We start from the raw sequence: 18,363 nt of genomic DNA on the forward strand, positions 1-18,363 counted from the left end.
ACCTTCCGTTAAATCGTCCCGAATACCAGTAAAAGCAAACACGCAAACACTGGAACAGCCGCTGTCAGGCTATCAATGCGATCCAGTATACCGCCATGCCCTGGAATCAGGTGTCCGCTGTCCTTAATCCCTGCTTCACGCTTAAACATACTTTCGGTTAAATCACCGAGCACGGAGGCAAGCGCAGCAAAAATCGAGCACACCAGCAGTATTGACGGTGCCACTTCAAGATTTGCCCAGACGCCGTAGCCCCAGGAGATGATCGCTGCCGTAAACAGGCCGCCGATGAATCCTTGCCAGGTTTTGCCCGGGGAAACCTTCGGTGCCAGCTTATGTTTGCCAAACAGTTTACCAAACATATAGGCCCCGGAGTCAGCCCCCCAGACCAGAATCATCACATAAAGCAGCCAGATCGCACCGCTGTAGTGGTTTTCGTCGTAGTGCCAGGCTCGCAGCGCAACCATACCCCAGAAAAAAGGAATAATTGTGAGCAAGCCAAAAATCAGTCGCAGCACTTTTGAATTACGCCATAATGCCGCTGAACCCGGATAAAAAAGAACCAGCAACAGCGCGGCAACCCACCAGGCCAACGATATCCACAAGGAACCGGCAACCAGGGGCTGATGAATATCATGGTGATATTCAGGCAACGTAAACAGCATTATGGCCAGGATAAAGCCACAAAGTACCGCAAGCCATACTCGCTGAGTGCGCGAGGTAAAGCCGCTAAACTGTCCCCATTCCCACGCGGCGAGCATGCACACCACCAGCGTGACAATAGCGAATCCCACCGGGGGCAGTAAAAACAGCGCCGCAATGACAATGGGTATTAATACAAAAGCGGAAATCAGGCGATACTTCAGCAAAAGCTACCCCCATCAGGCTTTGTCGCCACCAGGCTCGGTGCCGCCGAAACGACGCTCTCGATTGGCAAAGGCATGCAGCGCACCTTCAAAGTCTTGTTCATCAAAATCGGGCCAAAGAACATCCGTAAAGTAAAGTTCGGCATAGGCAATTTGCCATATCAAAAAGTTACTTATGCGATGTTCCCCCCCTGTCCTAATTACCAAATCCACTGGCGCCTGTTCATTCATGCAGATTTGCTTGCTCAGCGCCTCTTCATCAATTTGGTCGGGTCTCAACAGCCCTTCCTGAACCTGTTCGGCCAGATGCCGAACGCCCTGGATAATATCCCAGCGTCCGCCGTAATTCGCCGCAATATTCAGCGTAAGACCGGTATTATTTTCCGTCAGCGCTTCTGCTTTACGAATCCGTTCCTGCAAACGTGAGTTGAAACGACTGGTATCGCCAATGATACGCAGGCGGACGTTGTGGCGGTGCAGGCTTTTTACTTCGCTGTCTAGCGCCCACACAAACAATTCCATCAACGCAGTCACTTCCTGCAGAGGTCGATTCCAGTTTTCACTGCTAAAAGCATAGAGCGTTAACGCATCAATGCCGTTGTTGGCGGCAAAAGAAACGGCGCGGCGAACGGATTTCGCCCCCGCTTTATGCCCAAAGGCTCGTATCTTCCCTTGTCTTTTCGCCCAGCGGCCATTGCCATCCATAATGATTGCTACATGACGGCAGCCATGAGCTGGCAAATTTTCGCTTATTGGTTGATTCGCAGACAACATAACGCGTTTTTTGTCCCTGAAAAGGATTTAACGGTACTCAGGAATACTGAAGCCTATACATAAAAAAGCCGTGTCAAACCACGGCTCACCTGACCACATTAAGTCAAATACCTGCGATCAGGTGGCGCAGACTATATCACTGAAGCCCAACGCTAACAAATAGCACGACGACTAGTGCTTGCTTTATCACCAGCTTGCGAGACGTGTCACCTGTTGGCGCGCAATATTACGCGCAGCTGCATCCACCGCCAGCACCTCTTCCACGCTTTGTGGTTCGCGCAAATCCATCATCTCCAGTACCGATAAATTTAACGACGCGATATCGGTAAAACGAATTTGCTGATTCAGAAATGCCTCAACGGTAATTTCATTGGCTGCATTAAGTGCCGTCGTCGCCGCCTGCCCCTGGTCAAAGGCATTCATCGCAAGCTTCAGACAAGGATAGCGGTCGTAGTCTGGTTCACTGAACGTCAGGGAACTTAGCTTGCAGAAATCAAGCGGCTTCACGCCGGATTTCACTCGATTTGGCCACGCCATTGAATGGGCAATCGGCGTACGCATATCCGGCTCGCCCAGCTGTGCCAGCACGCTGCCATCCTGATAACGCACCATCGAGTGAATCACCGATTGCGGGTGAATCAGTACTTCCATCTGTTTCGCTGACGCATTAAACAGCCAGCGTGCTTCAATGTATTCCAGACCTTTGTTCATCATGGTGGCAGAATCTACGGAGATTTTACGCCCCATCGACCAGTTCGGATGACGGCACGCCTGATCCGGTGTCATCGCACGCAGTTCAGACAGTGGCGTTTCACGGAACGGGCCACCAGACCCGGTAAGCAGAATAGACACCACGCCATTCTGCTCCAGGTCAGCGTACCCCAGGTTCTGTTGAAAAGGTTGCGGTAAACTCTGAAAAATCGCGTTGTGCTCGCTGTCGACCGGCAAAAGACGCGCGCCACGCTGCTTCACCGCATCCATAAACAGGCGTCCGCAGGTGACCAACGACTCTTTATTGGCCAGCAAAACATCCTTACCGGCATCAATCGCAGCAAGCGTCGGCAGCAGCCCTGCCGCGCCGACAATGGCCGCCATCACCTGATCCACCTCATCCAGCGCCGCCATCTCGCAGGCCGCCTGCTGGCCACTCAGCACTTCGGTTCGGCTGCCCTTTTCACGCAGCCGTGCTTTCAGCAGACGCGCACTCTCTTCGTCATCCATCACCGCATAGCGGGGCGCAAACTCCAGGCACTGCTCGACCATTCGCTGCACATTCTTACCGGCCACCAGCGCTGTCACGGTGTAAAGTTCAGGATTATGGCGAACGACGTCGAGAGTGCTGCAACCGATAGAGCCGGTTGAGCCGAGGAGTGTTAAATGCTTCATGAGATGCCCGAAAAAAGTTAGACCAGATAAAAGCAAAACGCCGCCAGCAAGACCCGAAGTCCCTCTGAACGGCGTTTATCAGTGTACGACAGAAATCAGAACTGCATCAGTTCCGCTTCTTTTTCTGCCAGCGCCGCATCAATTTTCTTGATGGCCGCGTCGGTCATTTTCTGAATATCGTCCTGAGAACGACGATCGTCATCTTCGCTGATCTCTTTTTCTTTCAGCAGTGCTTTCACTTTATCGTTCGCGTCGCGACGGACGTTACGCACGGATACACGACCCTGCTCAGCTTCGCCACGAACCACTTTGATAAGATCTTTACGACGCTCTTCCGTCAGCGGAGGCAGTGGAACGCGGATGTCAGCGCCCGCAGAGCTAGGGTTCAGTCCGAGGTCAGACGCCATAATCGCTTTCTCAACGGCCGGGCTCATAGAGCGGTCGAAGACGTTGATTTTCAGCGTACGGGTATCTTCTACCGTGACGCTCGCCAGCTGACGCAGAGGGGTTGGCGTACCGTAGTATTCTACGATGATGCCATCCAGCAGGCTCGGGGAAGCACGGCCAGTACGGATTTTGCTGATTTGGTTTTTGAACGCTTCTACGCATTTGTCCATGCGTACTTCAGCATCTTTTCTGATGTCGTTAATCACGTTACGAATCCTTGAAAACTTGTCTCAGGCAGACTATCCGCCAGCACAGCGCTACAGGTGTGCTAAGTATAGTCGCGTTTAATTCATGACAACGCCAAAGGCGCGCCCGGGTAAGATACCACTACAAAATAAAGCGGAATCTTACCTGTATTTATCGTCAACGGAAATTATTCCGTGATCAAAGTGCCTTCTTTTTCGCCCATGACCACGCGACGCAGTGCGCCAGGCTTGTTCATATTGAAGACACGGATCGGCAGTTTGTGGTCGCGAGCCAGCGTGAAGGCGGCAAGATCCATCACTTTCAGCTCTTTATCCAGCACTTCGCTGTAACTCAGCTGATCGTACATGGTGGCAGAAGGATCTTTTGCCGGGTCGGCAGTAAACACGCCGTCTACTTTGGTCGCTTTCAGTACCACATCGGCTTCGATCTCGATACCGCGCAGGCAGGCAGCGGAATCGGTAGTAAAGAACGGGTTACCCGTACCGGCGGAGAGGATCACCACGCGGTTATTGCGCAGCAGGCTGATGGCCTCTGCCCAGCTGTAATTATCGCAAACGCCATTCAGCGGGATCGCGGACATCAGGCGGGCATTCACATAGGCGCGGTGCAGTGCATCACGCATTGCCAGGCCATTCATGACGGTTGCCAGCATACCCATGTGGTCGCCCACAACGCGGTTCATCCCCGCTTTCGCCAGACCAGCACCACGGAAAAGGTTGCCACCGCCAATGACCACGCCAACCTGGATACCCAGTTCGACCAGTTCTTTGATTTCCTGTGCCATGCGATCAAGGATGCTTGCGTCAATACCGAAGCCTTCCGATCCCTGCAGCGCTTCGCCACTCAGCTTAAGCAGAATGCGTTTGTACACGGGTTTTGCATTGGTAGCCATGTTTCTTTCCTGAGACTGTCAACGATTAAGATGGGGGTTAATTCTGGCGACATGATATGCCGCAAATCAGCACAGCGATACTGGAGCCTGTCTGATTTCCTGTGACGGGTGACAAAAAGAAGCCGCCCTCAGGCGGCTCCTTTTCAATCATTAAGACTGCTTGGACATTGCAGCAACTTCTGCTGCGAAGTCAGTCTCAACTTTCTCGATGCCTTCGCCCACTTCGAAGCGGATGAAGCCAGTTACGTCAGCGTTGTGCTCTTTCAGCAGCTGAGCAACAGACTTGCTTGGGTCCATTACGAATGGCTGGCCAGTCAGAGAAACTTCGCCGGTGAATTTCTTCATGCGGCCTTCAACCATTTTCTCTGCGATTTCTTTTGGCTTACCAGACTGCATCGCGATGTCCAGCTGAACCTGGTACTCTTTCTCTACCACTTCAGCAGACACGTCTTCTGGCTTAACGAATTCTGGTTTGCTTGCAGCGATGTGCATTGCCAGCTGTTTAACCAGCTCTTCGTCAGCGCCTTTAGCCGCGACCAGAACACCGATACGTGCACCGTGCTGGTAAGAGCCCAGAACGTCGCCTTCCAGAGAAGATACGCGACGGATGTTGATGTTCTCACCGATTTTAGCAACCAGCGCAACACGTTCTTCTTCGAACTGTGCTTTCAGAACTTCAACATCAGTGATTTTACCAGCAACAGCTGCGTCCAGAACTTTGTTAGCAAATGCCTGGAAACCACCATCTTTAGCAACGAAGTCAGTCTGGCAGTTAACTTCCAGAATGATGCCGTAGTTGCCGTCGATCTTAGTGATGATCACGCCGTCAGCAGCAACGTTGCCTGCTTTTTTAGCTGCTTTGATCGCACCGGATTTACGCATGTTTTCGATTGCCAGCTCGATGTCGCCGTTCGCTTCAGTCAGCGCTTTTTTGCAATCCATCATGCCTGCGCCAGTACGCTCGCGCAGCTCTTTTACCAGGGATGCGGTAATTTCAGCCATTCTTAAATCCTCGGGAGATGTGAACTGCCCGGCCGGGGGCCAAACAGTGTAAATTGAAAAAAGGGGCCGGTAATGGGCCCCTATTCATACACGGTACTAATAAGGGGTAAAACCTTATTATTCAGCTTCTACGAAGCTTTCTTCCGCCTGAGAAGCCAGATCCTGGGAACGGCCTTCACGAACGGTAGCAGCTACAGCGCTCAGGTACAGGCTAACAGCACGGATTGCGTCGTCGTTACCCGGGATAACGAAGTCAACACCGTCCGGATCGGAGTTGGTATCAACGATAGCGAATACCGGGATACCCAGGTTGTTAGCTTCTTTGATTGCGATGTGCTCGTGGTCTGCATCGATTACGAACAGCGCGTCTGGCAGGCCGCCCATATCTTTGATACCGCCCAGGCTGTTTTCCAGCTTGTCCAGTTCACGAGTGCGCATCAGCGCTTCTTTCTTAGTCAGCTTGTCGAAAGTACCGTCCTGAGACTGGGTTTCCAGATCTTTCAGGCGTTTGATGGACTGACGAACAGTTTTCCAGTTGGTCAGCATGCCGCCCAACCAGCGATGGTTCACGAAGAACTGGTCGCAGCTGTTAGCAGCATCTTTCACAGCTTCGCTTGCAGCGCGCTTGGTACCAACGAACAGAATCTTACCTTTACGGGAAGAGATCTTGTTCAGCTCAGCCAGGGCTTCGTTGAACATTGGTACAGTTTTCTCAAGGTTGATGATGTGAACTTTGTTACGTGCGCCGAAGATGAAAGGCTTCATTTTCGGGTTCCAGTAACGGGTCTGGTGACCAAAGTGAACACCAGCCTTGAGCATGTCGCGCATGGAAACAGTTGCCATGTTTAAAACCTCTATATTGAAAGTTGGGGTTATGCCTCCACGTATCCCATATTACCGACCCCGAAGGGCACCCCGGAATATGTGCCGATACGTGTGTGTTGTTACACAAAGTGAGATTTGTCGCTTCCGTCCAGCCTGTGTATCTGAGATGGATCGGAAGTCCGGCGCGCTTTATACCACAAAACACGACCAGAAACCAACAGTTGTTGGCGGAGTGTGCTGTTAATGATTCTCAATTTGGCACGGAGCGTGCCTGACTGATACCATTGACGACACTTAGACTAGTATTGTCGAAAAAATCGACACCGATGGACAGATTACATGGCTATCTCTATTAAGACACCTGAAGAAATTGAAAAGATGCGCGTCGCCGGTCGTCTGGCCGCGGAAGTGCTGGAAATGATCGAGCCGTTCGTGAAGCCGGGCGTCAGCACCGGTGAACTGGACCGTATCTGTAACGACTATATCGTGAACGAGCAGCACGCGGTTTCCGCCTGCCTCGGCTACCACGGTTTCCCGAAATCCGTCTGCATCTCTATTAATGAAGTGGTTTGCCACGGCATCCCTGATGACGAAAAACTGCTGAAAGATGGCGACATCGTCAACATCGACGTGACCGTTATTAAAGACGAATACCACGGTGACACCTCAAAAATGTTCATCGTTGGCAAGCCGACTATTCTTGGCGAGCGTCTGTGCAAAGTAACGCAAGAGAGCCTCTACCTGGCGCTGAAAATGGTTAAACCGGGTATTCGCCTGCGTACCATCGGCGCGGCAATCCAGAAGTTTGTGGAAGCAGAAGGTTTCTCCGTGGTGCGCGAGTACTGCGGTCACGGTATTGGTCGCGTCTTCCATGAAGAACCGCAGGTCCTGCACTATGATGCCGATGACGGCGGCGTGGTGCTGCAAAAAGGCATGACCTTTACCATTGAGCCGATGGTCAACGCGGGTGATTACCGCATCCGTACCATGAAAGACGGCTGGACGGTGAAAACCAAAGACAGAAGCTTGTCTGCACAGTACGAGCATACTATTGTGGTAACAGACAACGGCTGCGAAATTATGACGTTGCGCAAGGATGACACCATCCCGGCGATACTGACGCACGATGAATGATAAAAAAGCCGGCAAATGCCGGCTTTTTTAATGGCTATAGCTTTTTCTTATGGGTGGCGCACGATGAGTAATCTTTTACCCGAACAGTATGCTAACACAGCACTTCCCACCCTCCCCGACCAGCCCGATAACCCGGGAGTCTGGCCGTCGCACGAGCTGACCTGCGCGCATATTAAAGCCCATATGGATGTTTTCCATCGCTGGCTGGGCAGCGCGTTCGACGCGGGCGTGTCGGCCGAGCAGCTCATTGAAGCGCGCACCGAATTTATCGACCAGCTGCTGCAGCGCCTGTGGATCGATTACGGGTTTGGGCAAATCAGTGATGTTGCGCTGGTTGCCGTCGGGGGCTATGGCCGCGGTGAGCTGCATCCGCTTTCCGATATCGATCTGCTGATCTTAAGTCGCAAAAAGCTGCCGGATGAACAGGCGCAAAAAATTGGCGAACTGCTGACGCTGCTCTGGGACGTAAAGCTGGAAGTCGGCCACAGCGTGCGCACTCTGGAAGAGTGTCTGCTGGAAGGGTTATCGGACCTGACCGTCGCCACCAACCTGATTGAAACCCGCCTGCTGATTGGCGACGTCGCGCTGTTTCTGGAGCTGCAGAAACACATCTTCAGCGACGGCTTCTGGCCGTCAGAAAAGTTCTTCGCCGCGAAGGTCGAGGAGCAAAATCAGCGCCACCAGCGCTACCATGGCACCAGCTATAATCTTGAACCCGATATTAAAAGCAGCCCCGGCGGCCTGCGCGACATCCACACCCTGCAGTGGGTCGCCCGCCGCCATTTTGGCGCCACCTCGATGGACGAGATGGTCGGCTTCGGCTTTTTAACCGAGGCCGAGCGTAACGAGCTGAACGAGTGCCTGCACCTGCTGTGGCGCATCCGGTTTGCCCTGCATCTGGAAGTCACCCGCTACGATAACCGCCTGCTGTTTGACCGCCAGCTCAGCGTGGCTCAGCGCCTGAATTATCAGGGCGAAGGCAACGAGCCGGTTGAGCACATGATGAAGGATTTCTTCCGCGTCACCCGCCGGGTGACCGAGCTGAACCAGATGCTGTTGCAGCTGTTCGACGAGGCCATTCTGGCTCTGACGGCGGACGAAAAACCGCGCCCGATTGATGACGAATTCCAGCTTCGCGGCACGCTTATCGATCTGCGCGACGAAACGCTGTTCATCCGCGAGCCGGAAGCGATTCTGCGGATGTTCTATACCATGGTGCGCAACAGCACCATCACCGGGATCTACTCCACCACTCTGCGCCATCTGCGCCATGCCCGCCGTCATCTGACGCAGCCGCTGTGCTATATCCCGGAAGCGCGTTCGCTGTTCCTGAGCATGCTCCGCCACCCGGGCGCAGTCAGCCGCGGCCTGCTGCCGATGCACCGCCACAGCGTGCTGTGGGCCTATATGCCGCAGTGGTCGCACATTGTCGGGCAAATGCAGTTCGATCTGTTCCACGCCTACACGGTGGATGAACACACGATCCGCGTGATGCTCAAGCTGGAAAGCTTTGCGAAAGAAGAGACGCGCTCCCGCCACCCGCTGTGCGTAGAGCTGTGGCCGCGCCTGACCCATCCGGAGCTGATCCTGATTGCCGCCCTGTTCCACGATATCGCCAAAGGTCGCGGCGGTGACCATTCGGTGCTGGGCGCACAGGACGTGCTGAAATTTGCCGAACTGCACGGCCTGAACTCGCGTGAAACGCAGCTGGTGGCCTGGCTGGTGCGCCATCACCTGCTGATGTCGGTCACCGCGCAGCGTCGTGACATTCAGGATCCGGAAGTGATCAAGCAGTTCGCGGAAGAGGTTCAGACGGAAAACCGTCTGCGCTATCTGGTCTGCCTGACGGTGGCCGATATCTGCGCCACCAACGAGACCCTGTGGAACAGCTGGAAACAGAGCCTGCTGCGCGAGCTGTACTTCGCCACCGAAAAACAGCTGCGTCGCGGGATGCAAAACACCCCGGACATGCGCGAGCGCGTGCGCCATCACCAGCTTCAGGCGCTGGCGCTGCTGCGGATGGATAATATTGATGAAGAGGCACTGCATCAGATTTGGGCCCGCTGCCGCGCCAACTATTTTGTCCGCCATAGCCCAAACCAGCTTGCGTGGCACGCGCGGCATCTGCTCAAGCACGATCTGTCCCAGCCGATGATCCTCCTGAGCCCGCAGGCCACCCGCGGCGGGACGGAGATTTTCATCTGGAGCCCAGACCGACCTTACCTGTTTGCTGCGGTCTGCGCCGAGCTGGACAGGCGTAACCTGAGCGTTCACGACGCGCAGATTTTCACCACCCGTGACGGCATGGCGATGGACACCTTTATCGTACTTGAGCCGGACGGCAGCCCGCTCTCGTCGGACAGGCATGAAGGGATACGTTTTGGTCTGGAGCAGGCAATTACCCAGCGCAGCTGGCAGCCCCCGCAGCCGCGTCGACAGCCGGCGAAATTGCGCCACTTTACCGTCGATACCGAGGTCAATTTCCTGCCGACCCACACCGACCGTAAATCGTTCCTGGAGCTGATCGCGCTCGACCAGCCGGGGCTGCTTGCCCGCGTCGGCCAGGTTTTTGCCGATCTGGGAATTTCGCTCCATGGGGCCCGAATTACAACGATTGGCGAGCGAGTAGAAGATTTATTTATAATCGCGACAGCGGACCGGCGTGCCCTTAATAATGACCTGCAGCTTGAAGTGCAACAACGGTTGACAGCAGCCCTCAATCCAAACGATAAAGGGTGATATGTTTTTTAGTGAAATGGAAAGAGTAAACAATGCAGCAGTTACAGAACGTTATTGAGTCCGCTTTTGAGCGTCGCGCCGAGATTACCCCGGCAAATGTGGATACCGTGACCCGTGAAGCGGTAAACCAGGTGATTTCCCTTCTGGATTCCGGCGCGCTGCGCGTGGCAGAAAAAATCGACGGTCAGTGGGTCACTCATCAATGGCTGAAGAAAGCCGTGCTGCTCTCTTTCCGTATCAACGATAACCAGGTTATCGACGGAGCAGAAAGCCGCTACTTCGATAAAGTGCCAATGAAATTCGCTGACTACGACGAAGCGCGTTTTCAGAAAGAAGGCTTCCGCGTGGTACCGCCTGCGGCAGTACGCCAGGGCGCATTCATCGCACGCAATACCGTGCTGATGCCATCCTACGTGAACATCGGTGCCTACGTTGACGAAGGCACCATGGTTGACACCTGGGCGACTGTTGGTTCATGCGCGCAGATCGGTAAAAACGTTCACCTGTCCGGCGGCGTGGGCATCGGTGGTGTTCTGGAGCCACTGCAGGCTAACCCGACCATCATCGAAGACAACTGCTTCATCGGCGCGCGCTCTGAAGTGGTTGAAGGCGTGATCGTTGAAGAAGGCTCCGTGATCTCCATGGGCGTTTACATCGGTCAGAGCACCCGTATTTACGACCGTGAAACCGGCGAAGTTCACTACGGTCGCGTTCCGGCGGGCTCCGTGGTGGTTTCCGGCAACCTGCCGTCAAAAGATGGCAAATACAGCCTGTACTGTGCGGTTATCGTGAAGAAAGTGGATGCGAAAACGCGCGGTAAAGTGGGCATCAACGAATTGCTGCGCACCATCGATTAATCGGGTATAACAAAAAGCGGGGGCAACCCCGCTTTTTTTATATCTGAGGGTGGCGAAAATAGATTTTTTCGTTAATTATTCAAAGGTTATGTTGAGATCAAGGGTACCGCTATGTACGATAATCTGAAAAGTCTGGGCATTACCAATCCTGATGAAATTGATCGTTACAGCCTCCGTCAGGAAGCCAATAACGATATTCTGAAAATCTATTTTCACAAGGACAAAGGAGAGTTTTTCGCCAAAAGCGTGAAGTTTAAATATCCACGCCAGCGTAAGACCGTTGTGGCTGACGGCGTAGGACAGGGCTACAAAGAAGTACAGGAAATCAGCCCTAACCTGCGCTATGTGATCGATGAACTCGATCAGATCTGCCAGCGCGACCGCACCGAAGTCGATCTTAAGCGTAAGATCCTTGACGACCTGCGTCACCTTGAAAGCGTTGTAACGAATAAGATCAGCGAGATTGAAGCGGATCTTGAGAAATTAACGCGGAAATAAAAGCAAAACGGCAATCCTCGATTGCCGTTTTTAGTGTTTGCGCCCTCTTGCCGTGGGAGAGGGATGGAGTGAGGGCACCAGACCGCACTCAGTCATCTCTGTTCATCCAGCTGCAGCGCCACATACAGCAGCAGCCTGTCGTCAAAGTTTCCCAGATCCAGCCCCGTCAGCTCCGAAATCCGGTTTAACCGATACTCAAGCGTATTGCGGTGAATAAACAGCGCCTTCGAGGTCGCCAGCGGCTGCACGTTATGCCGGAACCACGCCTGCAGCGTCCGGCGCAGCAGGCCGTTGTTGTCCATGGCTTTCAGACGCGCTAATGGCCGCGCCAGCTCATTGGCCTGCCAGCCCCCGCGCAGGCTGTCGAGCAGCACCGGCAGCATCAGATCCTGATAGAAATAGCTGCGGCTCTCCGGCATCCGCTGCTTGCCCACCATCATGGTGGTGCGCGCGGTACGCCAGGAGCGGGCGATACTGCCCGGCCCGGTAAAGTAGTTGCCCAGCGCAACGCGAAAACGCAGCTGACCATTCTCCTCCATCCGGGAGATCAGCTGCTCCACGCGACGACGATGATCGTCTGCATCCCAGCGGCCGAACGCATTGAGCGCCGGTTTGAGGACCACCATTTCCGTCAGAGAAACGATCGCCACCAGGTTATCGCGCTCCGGCGTCGCCAGCGCATTTTGCAGCTGCTGCAGTTCGGCCATCGCGCTGTCCACGCCAAGCTGTCCGCTATCGACCTCAATGACCGCTACCACGCGCGGCTGGTTAAGATCGATCCCCAGACGCTGGGCCCATTCGCTGAGCGCAGGCGTATGCTCTTCCGCCTGAATAAGGTTCATCACCAGCTCTTCACGCAGGCGGCTGTCCTGGGCAAGCAGGTGCATCAGGCGCGACTGCTCCAGCATCATCTCAGCCGTCATACAGACCAGCTCACCGTATTTTCGCAGTGACTCGGGCTCGCCGGTGAGGCCGATTACCCCCACAATTTCGCCTTCAAGGCGCAGCGGTAAATTAATGCCCTGGCGTACGCCGTGCAGGTGTTTCGCTACCGCATCGTCGATATCCACGACCCGCCCCTGAGAAAGCACCAGCAGTGCACCTTCGTGCAATTCCCCAATACGCTCGCGATCGCCGCTGCCAATAATGCGCCCGCGGGCATCCATTACGTTGATATTGGTATCAATGATGCGCATGGTGCGCGCCACGATATCCTGCGCCATTTTGGTATCAAGATGCCAGCCAGCCATGTAACCCTCCTGTGAGCAGAGCTCAAGCATAGGGAAGTTCAGCGACGGCTGCATTGTGCGAATGCACAAAGAGAGAGGGGGAAGTATGGAGTTGTGGCAAGAATCACAGAAAAGAGAAAGCCCCTGCGAACAGGGGCTTTAGAGGATTACTGCATCAGCAGATAAAGAGAGGTGTCACCACGCTGGATATTCAGCGCCAGCACGGAAGGCTTGCTGTCGAGAATTTTGCGCAGTTCAGCGATGTTCTTCACCGGCTGCTGGTTAGCGCCCATGATCACATCGCCTTTTTTCAGGCCGATACGGGCTGCCGGTGAATTCGCTTTCACGTTGTTCACCACCACGCCTTTGTCTGCGCCTTTATTGCTCATCTCGGCACCTTCAATACCGCTGAAGATGGTGCTGGAATCCACCTGATTCTGGCTGCTCTGCTGCAGCTCCAGGCTCACGTTAACCGGCTTACCGTCGCGCAGCAGGCCGAGGGTCACTTTACTGCCAATCGGCATCGAGCCCACTTCGGCACGCAGGGCGGCAAAGCTGCTGATCGGCTTACCGTTCAGGGAGGTGATCACATCACCCGCTTTAATGCCCGCTTTCGCCGCGGAGGAATTCGGCATCACCTGGCTGACGAATGCTCCGCGCTGAGCGTCAACTTTCATCGCCTTAGCCAGTTCGGAGTTCAGCTCCGTACCGAGGATACCCAGCTCGCCGCGTTTCACCTGGCCATACTGCACCATCTGCGAGGTCAGGTTTTTCACCATGTTACTCGGGATAGCAAAACCGATACCGATGTTGCCGCCGTCCGGTGCCAGGATCGCGGTGTTGATACCGATCAGCTCACCGTTCAGGTTCACCAGCGCACCGCCGGAGTTACCGCGGTTGATCGCCGCATCCGTCTGGATGAAGTTTTCGTAGTTTTCCGCGTTCAGGCCGCTACGACCCAGCGCTGAGACGATACCGGATGTCACGGTTTCACCCAGACCGAACGGGTTACCGATCGCCACGGTATAGTCGCCCACGCGCAGCGCGTCAGAGTCGGCAATTTTAATCGCCGTCAGGTTTTTCGGATCCTGGATCTGGATCAGCGCAATATCGGAGCGCGGGTCTTTACCCACCACTTTGGCGTCGAACTTGCGGCCATCGCTCAGCTGAACCTTAATGCTGTTAGCGTTATCGACAACGTGGTTGTTGGTGACGACATAGCCTTTCGCCGCATCAATAATTACCCCTGAGCCAAGCGCCATGAATTTCTGCTGCTGGCCGCCGCCCTGGCTGTCATCCCCGGCACCACCGCCCTGACAGAAAGGTGAACTCTGGAATGGCGAACCGTCCTGGCAGAACGGCGAGTTGTCGCCGAAGAACTGCTGGAAGTTACGCGGCATACGCGGCGTATTGACGGTCGTGCTGCCCTCAACGTTAATACTCACCACCGATGGCATCACTTTTTCGAGCATCGGTGCCAGGCTTGGCATCTGCTGCGCGGTTGCTGCCGACGACGCGGTCTCGGCTGCAGTAGCAGTCAGAGGAGACAGCGCTAAACCTAAACTCAGAGCCAGTGCACTCATTGCTAATGTGGTTTTTTTCATGTTTCTCAATCTCGATTTACAGGTAACGCAAAATTGCTGTGTAACTCAGATTCGTTTTATACCGCTTAGTTCCGGCGATAAGTTTATGGAAAAGGTAAAAATTTATTGGCCGTCTTTACAAAACTCCGGAATTATTCCACCGCCATCAGCTTGCGGTATTCATCCCAGGCATACAAATCCGTCATGCCGCTGATATAGTCCTGAATAAGACGGCAGCGATAATAATATTCCATCACCGGCCATTCGGGGGAGTTGCGTTCCAGCTTGCCAATCGCTTCGACATACGCCAGACGATGCCGGGTAGAGAGTTTTTGATAAAGCCGCGATTCGATGGGTATTCTGCGCACGCGCTCGTGTTCCACCAGTTCGCTGAACTCGTCGACCGACAGCCGGAGCAACGGGGAATAAATTTCCAGTAACCCACTGATTACCCGATAGCCCTGCAGCTCTAGCTGCTCGACATCCGGATGGCTGAATACGTGCCGCATCGCCACATGTTTATAAAGCTCAAGGAGTTGACTGAAACTGCTGTCATCTTCCAGCAGCGCGTGGTTGAATTCCCCGCTGAAGATGAGCGGCAAATTATCAATAAAGCGCGACGCCGCATACGGCACCAGTTTATTTAATGTATTGACCCGCAAATACATAAAGAACTGGTCTTCCGTACTTCGGCTTAATGTATTTGAGCGCGATTTTTCCCAGGCATTTTCGACCACCTGCGCAAACAGCGAGCCTTTTTCATGAGTACCCCAGGCCGCATAAAGATGCTGATAAAGCTCCTCGACGCTGAAGATTCTTTTCTCGACGGCATCTTCCAGATCGGCAACGCAATAGGAAATATCATCGGCGGCTTCCATAATCCAGGTCAATGGAAAGCGGCCGTTTGGCGTCAATGAAAGTTCTTTACGTAACCGTTCAATATAGGCCTCTTCGGAAAGGTAATAGCCCGGTTTTTTCATTAAATAGCTGTGGGACGCGGGCGTATCCCCTATCCACCACGCTGGGCGGGTATATTTCAGAATGCAGCCGACCTGTGCCCAGGTGAGGTTCATGCGCATCAGGGAATGAACCAGCCGGATCCCCTGCGCGTTGCCCTCGAAGTGACACAAATCCTGGCGCACTTTGCGGCGCAGGTCGTTCAGCCGCTCTTCACCTTCACGCAGGCGTAAATCGCGTACGATGCAGCGGTCATCGCTGAGGGGCTGGCTTACCGCATCCTTAGGATAAAGCCGCTGCTTAAACCAGTCGTTGATAGCCGCCTCACCAAAGTGGCCGAAAGGCGGGTTGCCGATGTCATGCATCAGGCAGGCCATCTCAACAATGCTCTCGAAGGGCCCCGTCAGCTCATCCAGACCATAGGCTTCCAGTAAACGCTGCTCTTTGAGACGGCTCAAAATCTCTTTGGCAATATAGCGCCCGACCTGCTGCACTTCCATCGAGTGGGTTAAGCGCGTGCGTACCGCGGCGTTACGCTCCAGCGGGAACACCTGGGTCTTTTGCTGCAGACGCCGGATGGCAGGCGAGTTAACGATCCGCCCGCGATCGCTCTCGAAGATACGCAGGATCTCATGTTCGCTCTTGTCGCCCTGCGGCGAACGGAAACGTCGGTGCCAGTTAATTTTGGTGCGAAAATCGATTGGTGCCATGTGCTCCCCCGCGTGAGAATGCGTTTCCCCTTAACCGCATGATAGACTATGCATCTTAACAAGGCACATCGCGAGTAAATCTATGAAAATCGGCATTATTGGTGCAATGGAAGAAGAAGTTACGCTGCTGCGTGACAAAATTGAGAACCGTCAGACTCTCTCTCTTGGTGGTTGTGAGATCTACACCGGCCAGCTGAACGGCGTTGACGTGGCTCTGCTGAAATCAGGCATCGGTAAAGTGGCTGCTGCGCTGGGTGCAACCCTGCTGCTTGAGCGCTGCAAGCCGGACGTGATCGTGAATACCGGCTCTGCGGGCGGCCTGGCGCCGACGCTGAAAGTGGGCGATATCGTTGTCTCCGACGAAGCGCGTTACCACGATGCCGACGTCACCGCGTTCGGTTACGAGTACGGCCAGCTCCCGGGCTGCCCTGCTGGTTTTAAAGCTGACGACAAACTGATTGCGGCGGCAGAGACCTGCATCGCAGAACTCAACCTCAACGCGGTACGCGGTCTGATTGTCAGCGGTGATGCCTTCATCAACGGCTCCGTTGGGCTGGCGAAAATCCGTCATAACTTCCCTCAGGCGGTTGCCGTTGAAATGGAAGCAACCGCGATCGCTCATGTCTGCCATAACTTCAGCGTACCCTTCGTGGTGGTTCGCGCCATCTCTGACGTGGCAGACCAGCAGTCACACATCAGCTTCGACGAGTTCCTGACCGTTGCGGCAAAACAGTCCACCGTGATGGTGGAGCGCCTGGTGCAGAATCTGGCACGTGGCTAAACATACCGTCAGGGCGCTGGCCGCCCTGCTTCTTCTCGCTCCGCTGTGGCTCTATGCTGTACCGCGCGTGATTACCCTCTCTCCCGCGAATACGGAACTGGCATTTGCCGCCGGGATCACGCCCGTTGGCGTGAGTAGCTATTCGGATTACCCACCGCAGGCCGCGGATATTGAACAAGTGGCAACCTGGCAGGGGATGAACCTTGAGCGCATCGTGTCGCTTAAACCGGATCTCGTGCTGGCCTGGCGCGGCGGCAACGCCGAGCGGCAGGTCAACCAGCTCACCTCGCTTGGCATAAAGGTGATGTGGATTGATGCCGTCAGCATTGAGCAGGTCGCTCAGGCGCTACGCGCTCTGGCACCCTATAGCCCTACGCCCAAAAAAGCCGAGGCTGCGGCGAAACAGATGCTGAGCGACTATGCCGCGCTGAAATCCCAATACGATACCCCTGTTAAAAAGCGCATCTTCCTGCAGTTTGGCAGCCAGCCGCTGTTTACCACCGGAAAAGGGTCGATTCAGAACCAGGTGCTGGAAGTCTGCGGCGGTGAAAATATCTTTGCTGCCAGCCGGGTGCCCTGGCCTCAGGTCAGCCGTGAACAGGTCCTGGCGCGCCAGCCGCAGGCCATCGTCGTGGTCGGAAATGCGAGCGAAATTCCCAAAATTGAGCAATTCTGGCAAAAGCAGCTAAAAATACCGGTAATACCCCTCAACAGCGACTGGTTTGAACGCGCCAGCCCGCGTATTATCCTCGCCGCAAAACAGCTCTGCGCCGCGCTGGCAGAGAGTCACTAACATAAGACCCTTTTCGAGGATTTAACGATGCTCGTTTATTGGCTGGATATTCTTGGCACAGCCGTTTTTGCTATCTCCGGCGTCCTGCTCGCTGGAAAACTACGCATGGATCCGTTTGGCGTGCTGGTGCTTGGCGTCGTGACCGCCGTCGGCGGCGGGACTATCCGCGATATGGCGCTGGCGAATGGGCCGGTGTTTTGGGTGAAAGATCCTACCGATCTGGTGGTCGCGATGGTCACCTGCCTGTTAACCATTGTGCTGGTTCGCCAGCCCCGCCGCTTGCCCAAGTGGATATTGCCGGTACTGGATGCCGTGGGTCTGGCCGTGTTTGTCGGTATCGGCGTTAATAAGGCGTTTAATGCGGGTACCGGTCCGATGGTGGCAATCTGCATGGGCGTATTAACCGGCGTGGGCGGCGGGATCATACGCGACATTCTGGCGCGCGAAGTGCCGATGATCCTGCGTACTGAAATTTACGCGACGGCCTGCATTGTGGGCGGGATTGTTCACGCGACCGCGTACTACACCTTTGCCCTCCCGCTGGAAAATGCCGCGATGCTGGGGATGGTCGTGACGCTGGTGATACGCTTAGCGGCGATACGCTGGCACCTGAAGCTGCCGACGTTTGCGCTGGATGATAATGGCAGGTAAAAGCAAAACGGTAACCGCAAGGTTACCGTTTTTAG

General features: G+C 54.6%; 17 protein-coding genes. 7 read left to right on the top strand and 10 right to left on the bottom strand.

From position 1 onward, the window contains the following. Window positions 1–8: 8 nt before the first annotated feature. The 7 genes from cdsA to rpsB form a co-directional block, all read right to left on the bottom strand. A complete protein-coding gene (cdsA, locus tag DFO52_RS14550; RefSeq protein ID WP_023310457.1) occupies window positions 9–866 on the bottom strand; it encodes a phosphatidate cytidylyltransferase in 858 nt (285 codons plus the stop codon). Between the two features lie 12 nt (window positions 867–878). Continuing rightward, window positions 879–1,637: a (2E,6E)-farnesyl-diphosphate-specific ditrans,polycis-undecaprenyl-diphosphate synthase gene (ispU, locus tag DFO52_RS14555; protein ID WP_024907522.1), complete on the bottom strand. Its 759-nt coding sequence runs from the start codon at window positions 1,635–1,637 to the stop codon at window positions 879–881. A 186-nt stretch (window positions 1,638–1,823) separates the two neighbouring features. Beyond that, the gene (gene ispC, locus DFO52_RS14560) at window positions 1,824–3,023 is read right to left on the bottom strand and encodes a 1-deoxy-D-xylulose-5-phosphate reductoisomerase (RefSeq protein WP_029741202.1); all 1,200 of its coding nucleotides are present in this window, start codon (window positions 3,021–3,023) and stop codon (window positions 1,824–1,826) included. Window positions 3,024–3,118: 95 nt separating this feature from the next. After that, the gene (frr, locus tag DFO52_RS14565; protein WP_003856180.1) at window positions 3,119–3,676 is read right to left on the bottom strand and encodes a ribosome recycling factor; all 558 of its coding nucleotides are present in this window, start codon (window positions 3,674–3,676) and stop codon (window positions 3,119–3,121) included. A 167-nt stretch (window positions 3,677–3,843) separates the two neighbouring features. Next, window positions 3,844–4,569, bottom strand: a complete 726-nt coding sequence (gene pyrH, locus DFO52_RS14570) for a UMP kinase (protein ID WP_008501910.1) — start codon at window positions 4,567–4,569, stop codon at window positions 3,844–3,846. 150 nt (window positions 4,570–4,719) lie between these two features. Continuing rightward, window positions 4,720–5,571 (bottom strand): translation elongation factor Ts, encoded by an 852-nt coding sequence (tsf, locus tag DFO52_RS14575; RefSeq protein ID WP_014882627.1) that lies wholly within the window; start codon window positions 5,569–5,571, stop codon window positions 4,720–4,722. Between the two features lie 117 nt (window positions 5,572–5,688). Beyond that, the gene (rpsB, locus tag DFO52_RS14580; protein WP_003856207.1) at window positions 5,689–6,414 is read right to left on the bottom strand and encodes a 30S ribosomal protein S2; all 726 of its coding nucleotides are present in this window, start codon (window positions 6,412–6,414) and stop codon (window positions 5,689–5,691) included. Window positions 6,415–6,735: 321 nt separating this feature from the next. On the opposite strand from rpsB, the gene map reads away from it, so the two are divergent. From map to DFO52_RS14600, 4 genes are all read left to right on the top strand, one after another. Continuing rightward, window positions 6,736–7,530: a type I methionyl aminopeptidase gene (gene map / locus DFO52_RS14585; RefSeq protein ID WP_023310454.1), complete on the top strand. Its 795-nt coding sequence runs from the start codon at window positions 6,736–6,738 to the stop codon at window positions 7,528–7,530. Between the two features lie 63 nt (window positions 7,531–7,593). Next, window positions 7,594–10,269, top strand: a complete 2,676-nt coding sequence (gene glnD, locus DFO52_RS14590; protein ID WP_029741204.1) for a bifunctional uridylyltransferase/uridylyl-removing protein GlnD — start codon at window positions 7,594–7,596, stop codon at window positions 10,267–10,269. A gap of 32 nt (window positions 10,270–10,301) precedes the next feature. After that, complete coding sequence (gene dapD / locus DFO52_RS14595; protein ID WP_008501915.1) at window positions 10,302–11,126, top strand: 2,3,4,5-tetrahydropyridine-2,6-dicarboxylate N-succinyltransferase; 825 nt, start codon at window positions 10,302–10,304, stop codon at window positions 11,124–11,126. 111 nt (window positions 11,127–11,237) lie between these two features. Then, window positions 11,238–11,624, top strand: coding sequence for a DUF3461 family protein (locus DFO52_RS14600; RefSeq protein WP_014168696.1), 387 nt, complete (start codon window positions 11,238–11,240; stop codon window positions 11,622–11,624). A 92-nt stretch (window positions 11,625–11,716) separates the two neighbouring features. Here DFO52_RS14600 and cdaR read toward each other — a convergent pair whose 3' ends face one another. The 3 genes from cdaR to dgt all read right to left on the bottom strand — a co-directional run bounded on the left by cdaR (window position 11,717) and on the right by dgt (window position 16,103). Continuing rightward, complete coding sequence (cdaR, locus tag DFO52_RS14605) at window positions 11,717–12,874, bottom strand: DNA-binding transcriptional regulator CdaR (RefSeq protein WP_023310452.1); 1,158 nt, start codon at window positions 12,872–12,874, stop codon at window positions 11,717–11,719. Window positions 12,875–13,020: 146 nt separating this feature from the next. Next, the gene (gene degP, locus DFO52_RS14610) at window positions 13,021–14,457 is read right to left on the bottom strand and encodes a serine endoprotease DegP (protein WP_023334569.1); all 1,437 of its coding nucleotides are present in this window, start codon (window positions 14,455–14,457) and stop codon (window positions 13,021–13,023) included. Between the two features lie 131 nt (window positions 14,458–14,588). After that, the gene (gene dgt, locus DFO52_RS14615) at window positions 14,589–16,103 is read right to left on the bottom strand and encodes a dGTPase (protein ID WP_133550649.1); all 1,515 of its coding nucleotides are present in this window, start codon (window positions 16,101–16,103) and stop codon (window positions 14,589–14,591) included. 82 nt (window positions 16,104–16,185) lie between these two features. On the opposite strand from dgt, the gene mtnN reads away from it, so the two are divergent. From mtnN to DFO52_RS14630, 3 genes are read left to right on the top strand one after another with little or no spacing between them, the layout of a single operon-like run. Continuing rightward, window positions 16,186–16,884, top strand: a complete 699-nt coding sequence (gene mtnN / locus DFO52_RS14620) for a 5'-methylthioadenosine/S-adenosylhomocysteine nucleosidase (RefSeq protein ID WP_014882620.1) — start codon at window positions 16,186–16,188, stop codon at window positions 16,882–16,884. After that, a complete protein-coding gene (btuF, locus tag DFO52_RS14625) occupies window positions 16,877–17,677 on the top strand; it encodes a vitamin B12 ABC transporter substrate-binding protein BtuF (protein ID WP_133550650.1) in 801 nt (266 codons plus the stop codon). Before mtnN ends, btuF begins: the two co-directional genes overlap by 8 nt. A gap of 27 nt (window positions 17,678–17,704) precedes the next feature. Continuing rightward, complete coding sequence (locus DFO52_RS14630) at window positions 17,705–18,328, top strand: TRIC cation channel family protein (protein WP_023310447.1); 624 nt, start codon at window positions 17,705–17,707, stop codon at window positions 18,326–18,328. The last annotated feature ends 35 nt before the right edge of the window (window positions 18,329–18,363 follow it).

Source organism: Enterobacter sp. AG326, from assembly GCF_004362415.1.
GTDB classification, from domain to species: Bacteria; Pseudomonadota; Gammaproteobacteria; order Enterobacterales; family Enterobacteriaceae; genus Enterobacter; species Enterobacter asburiae.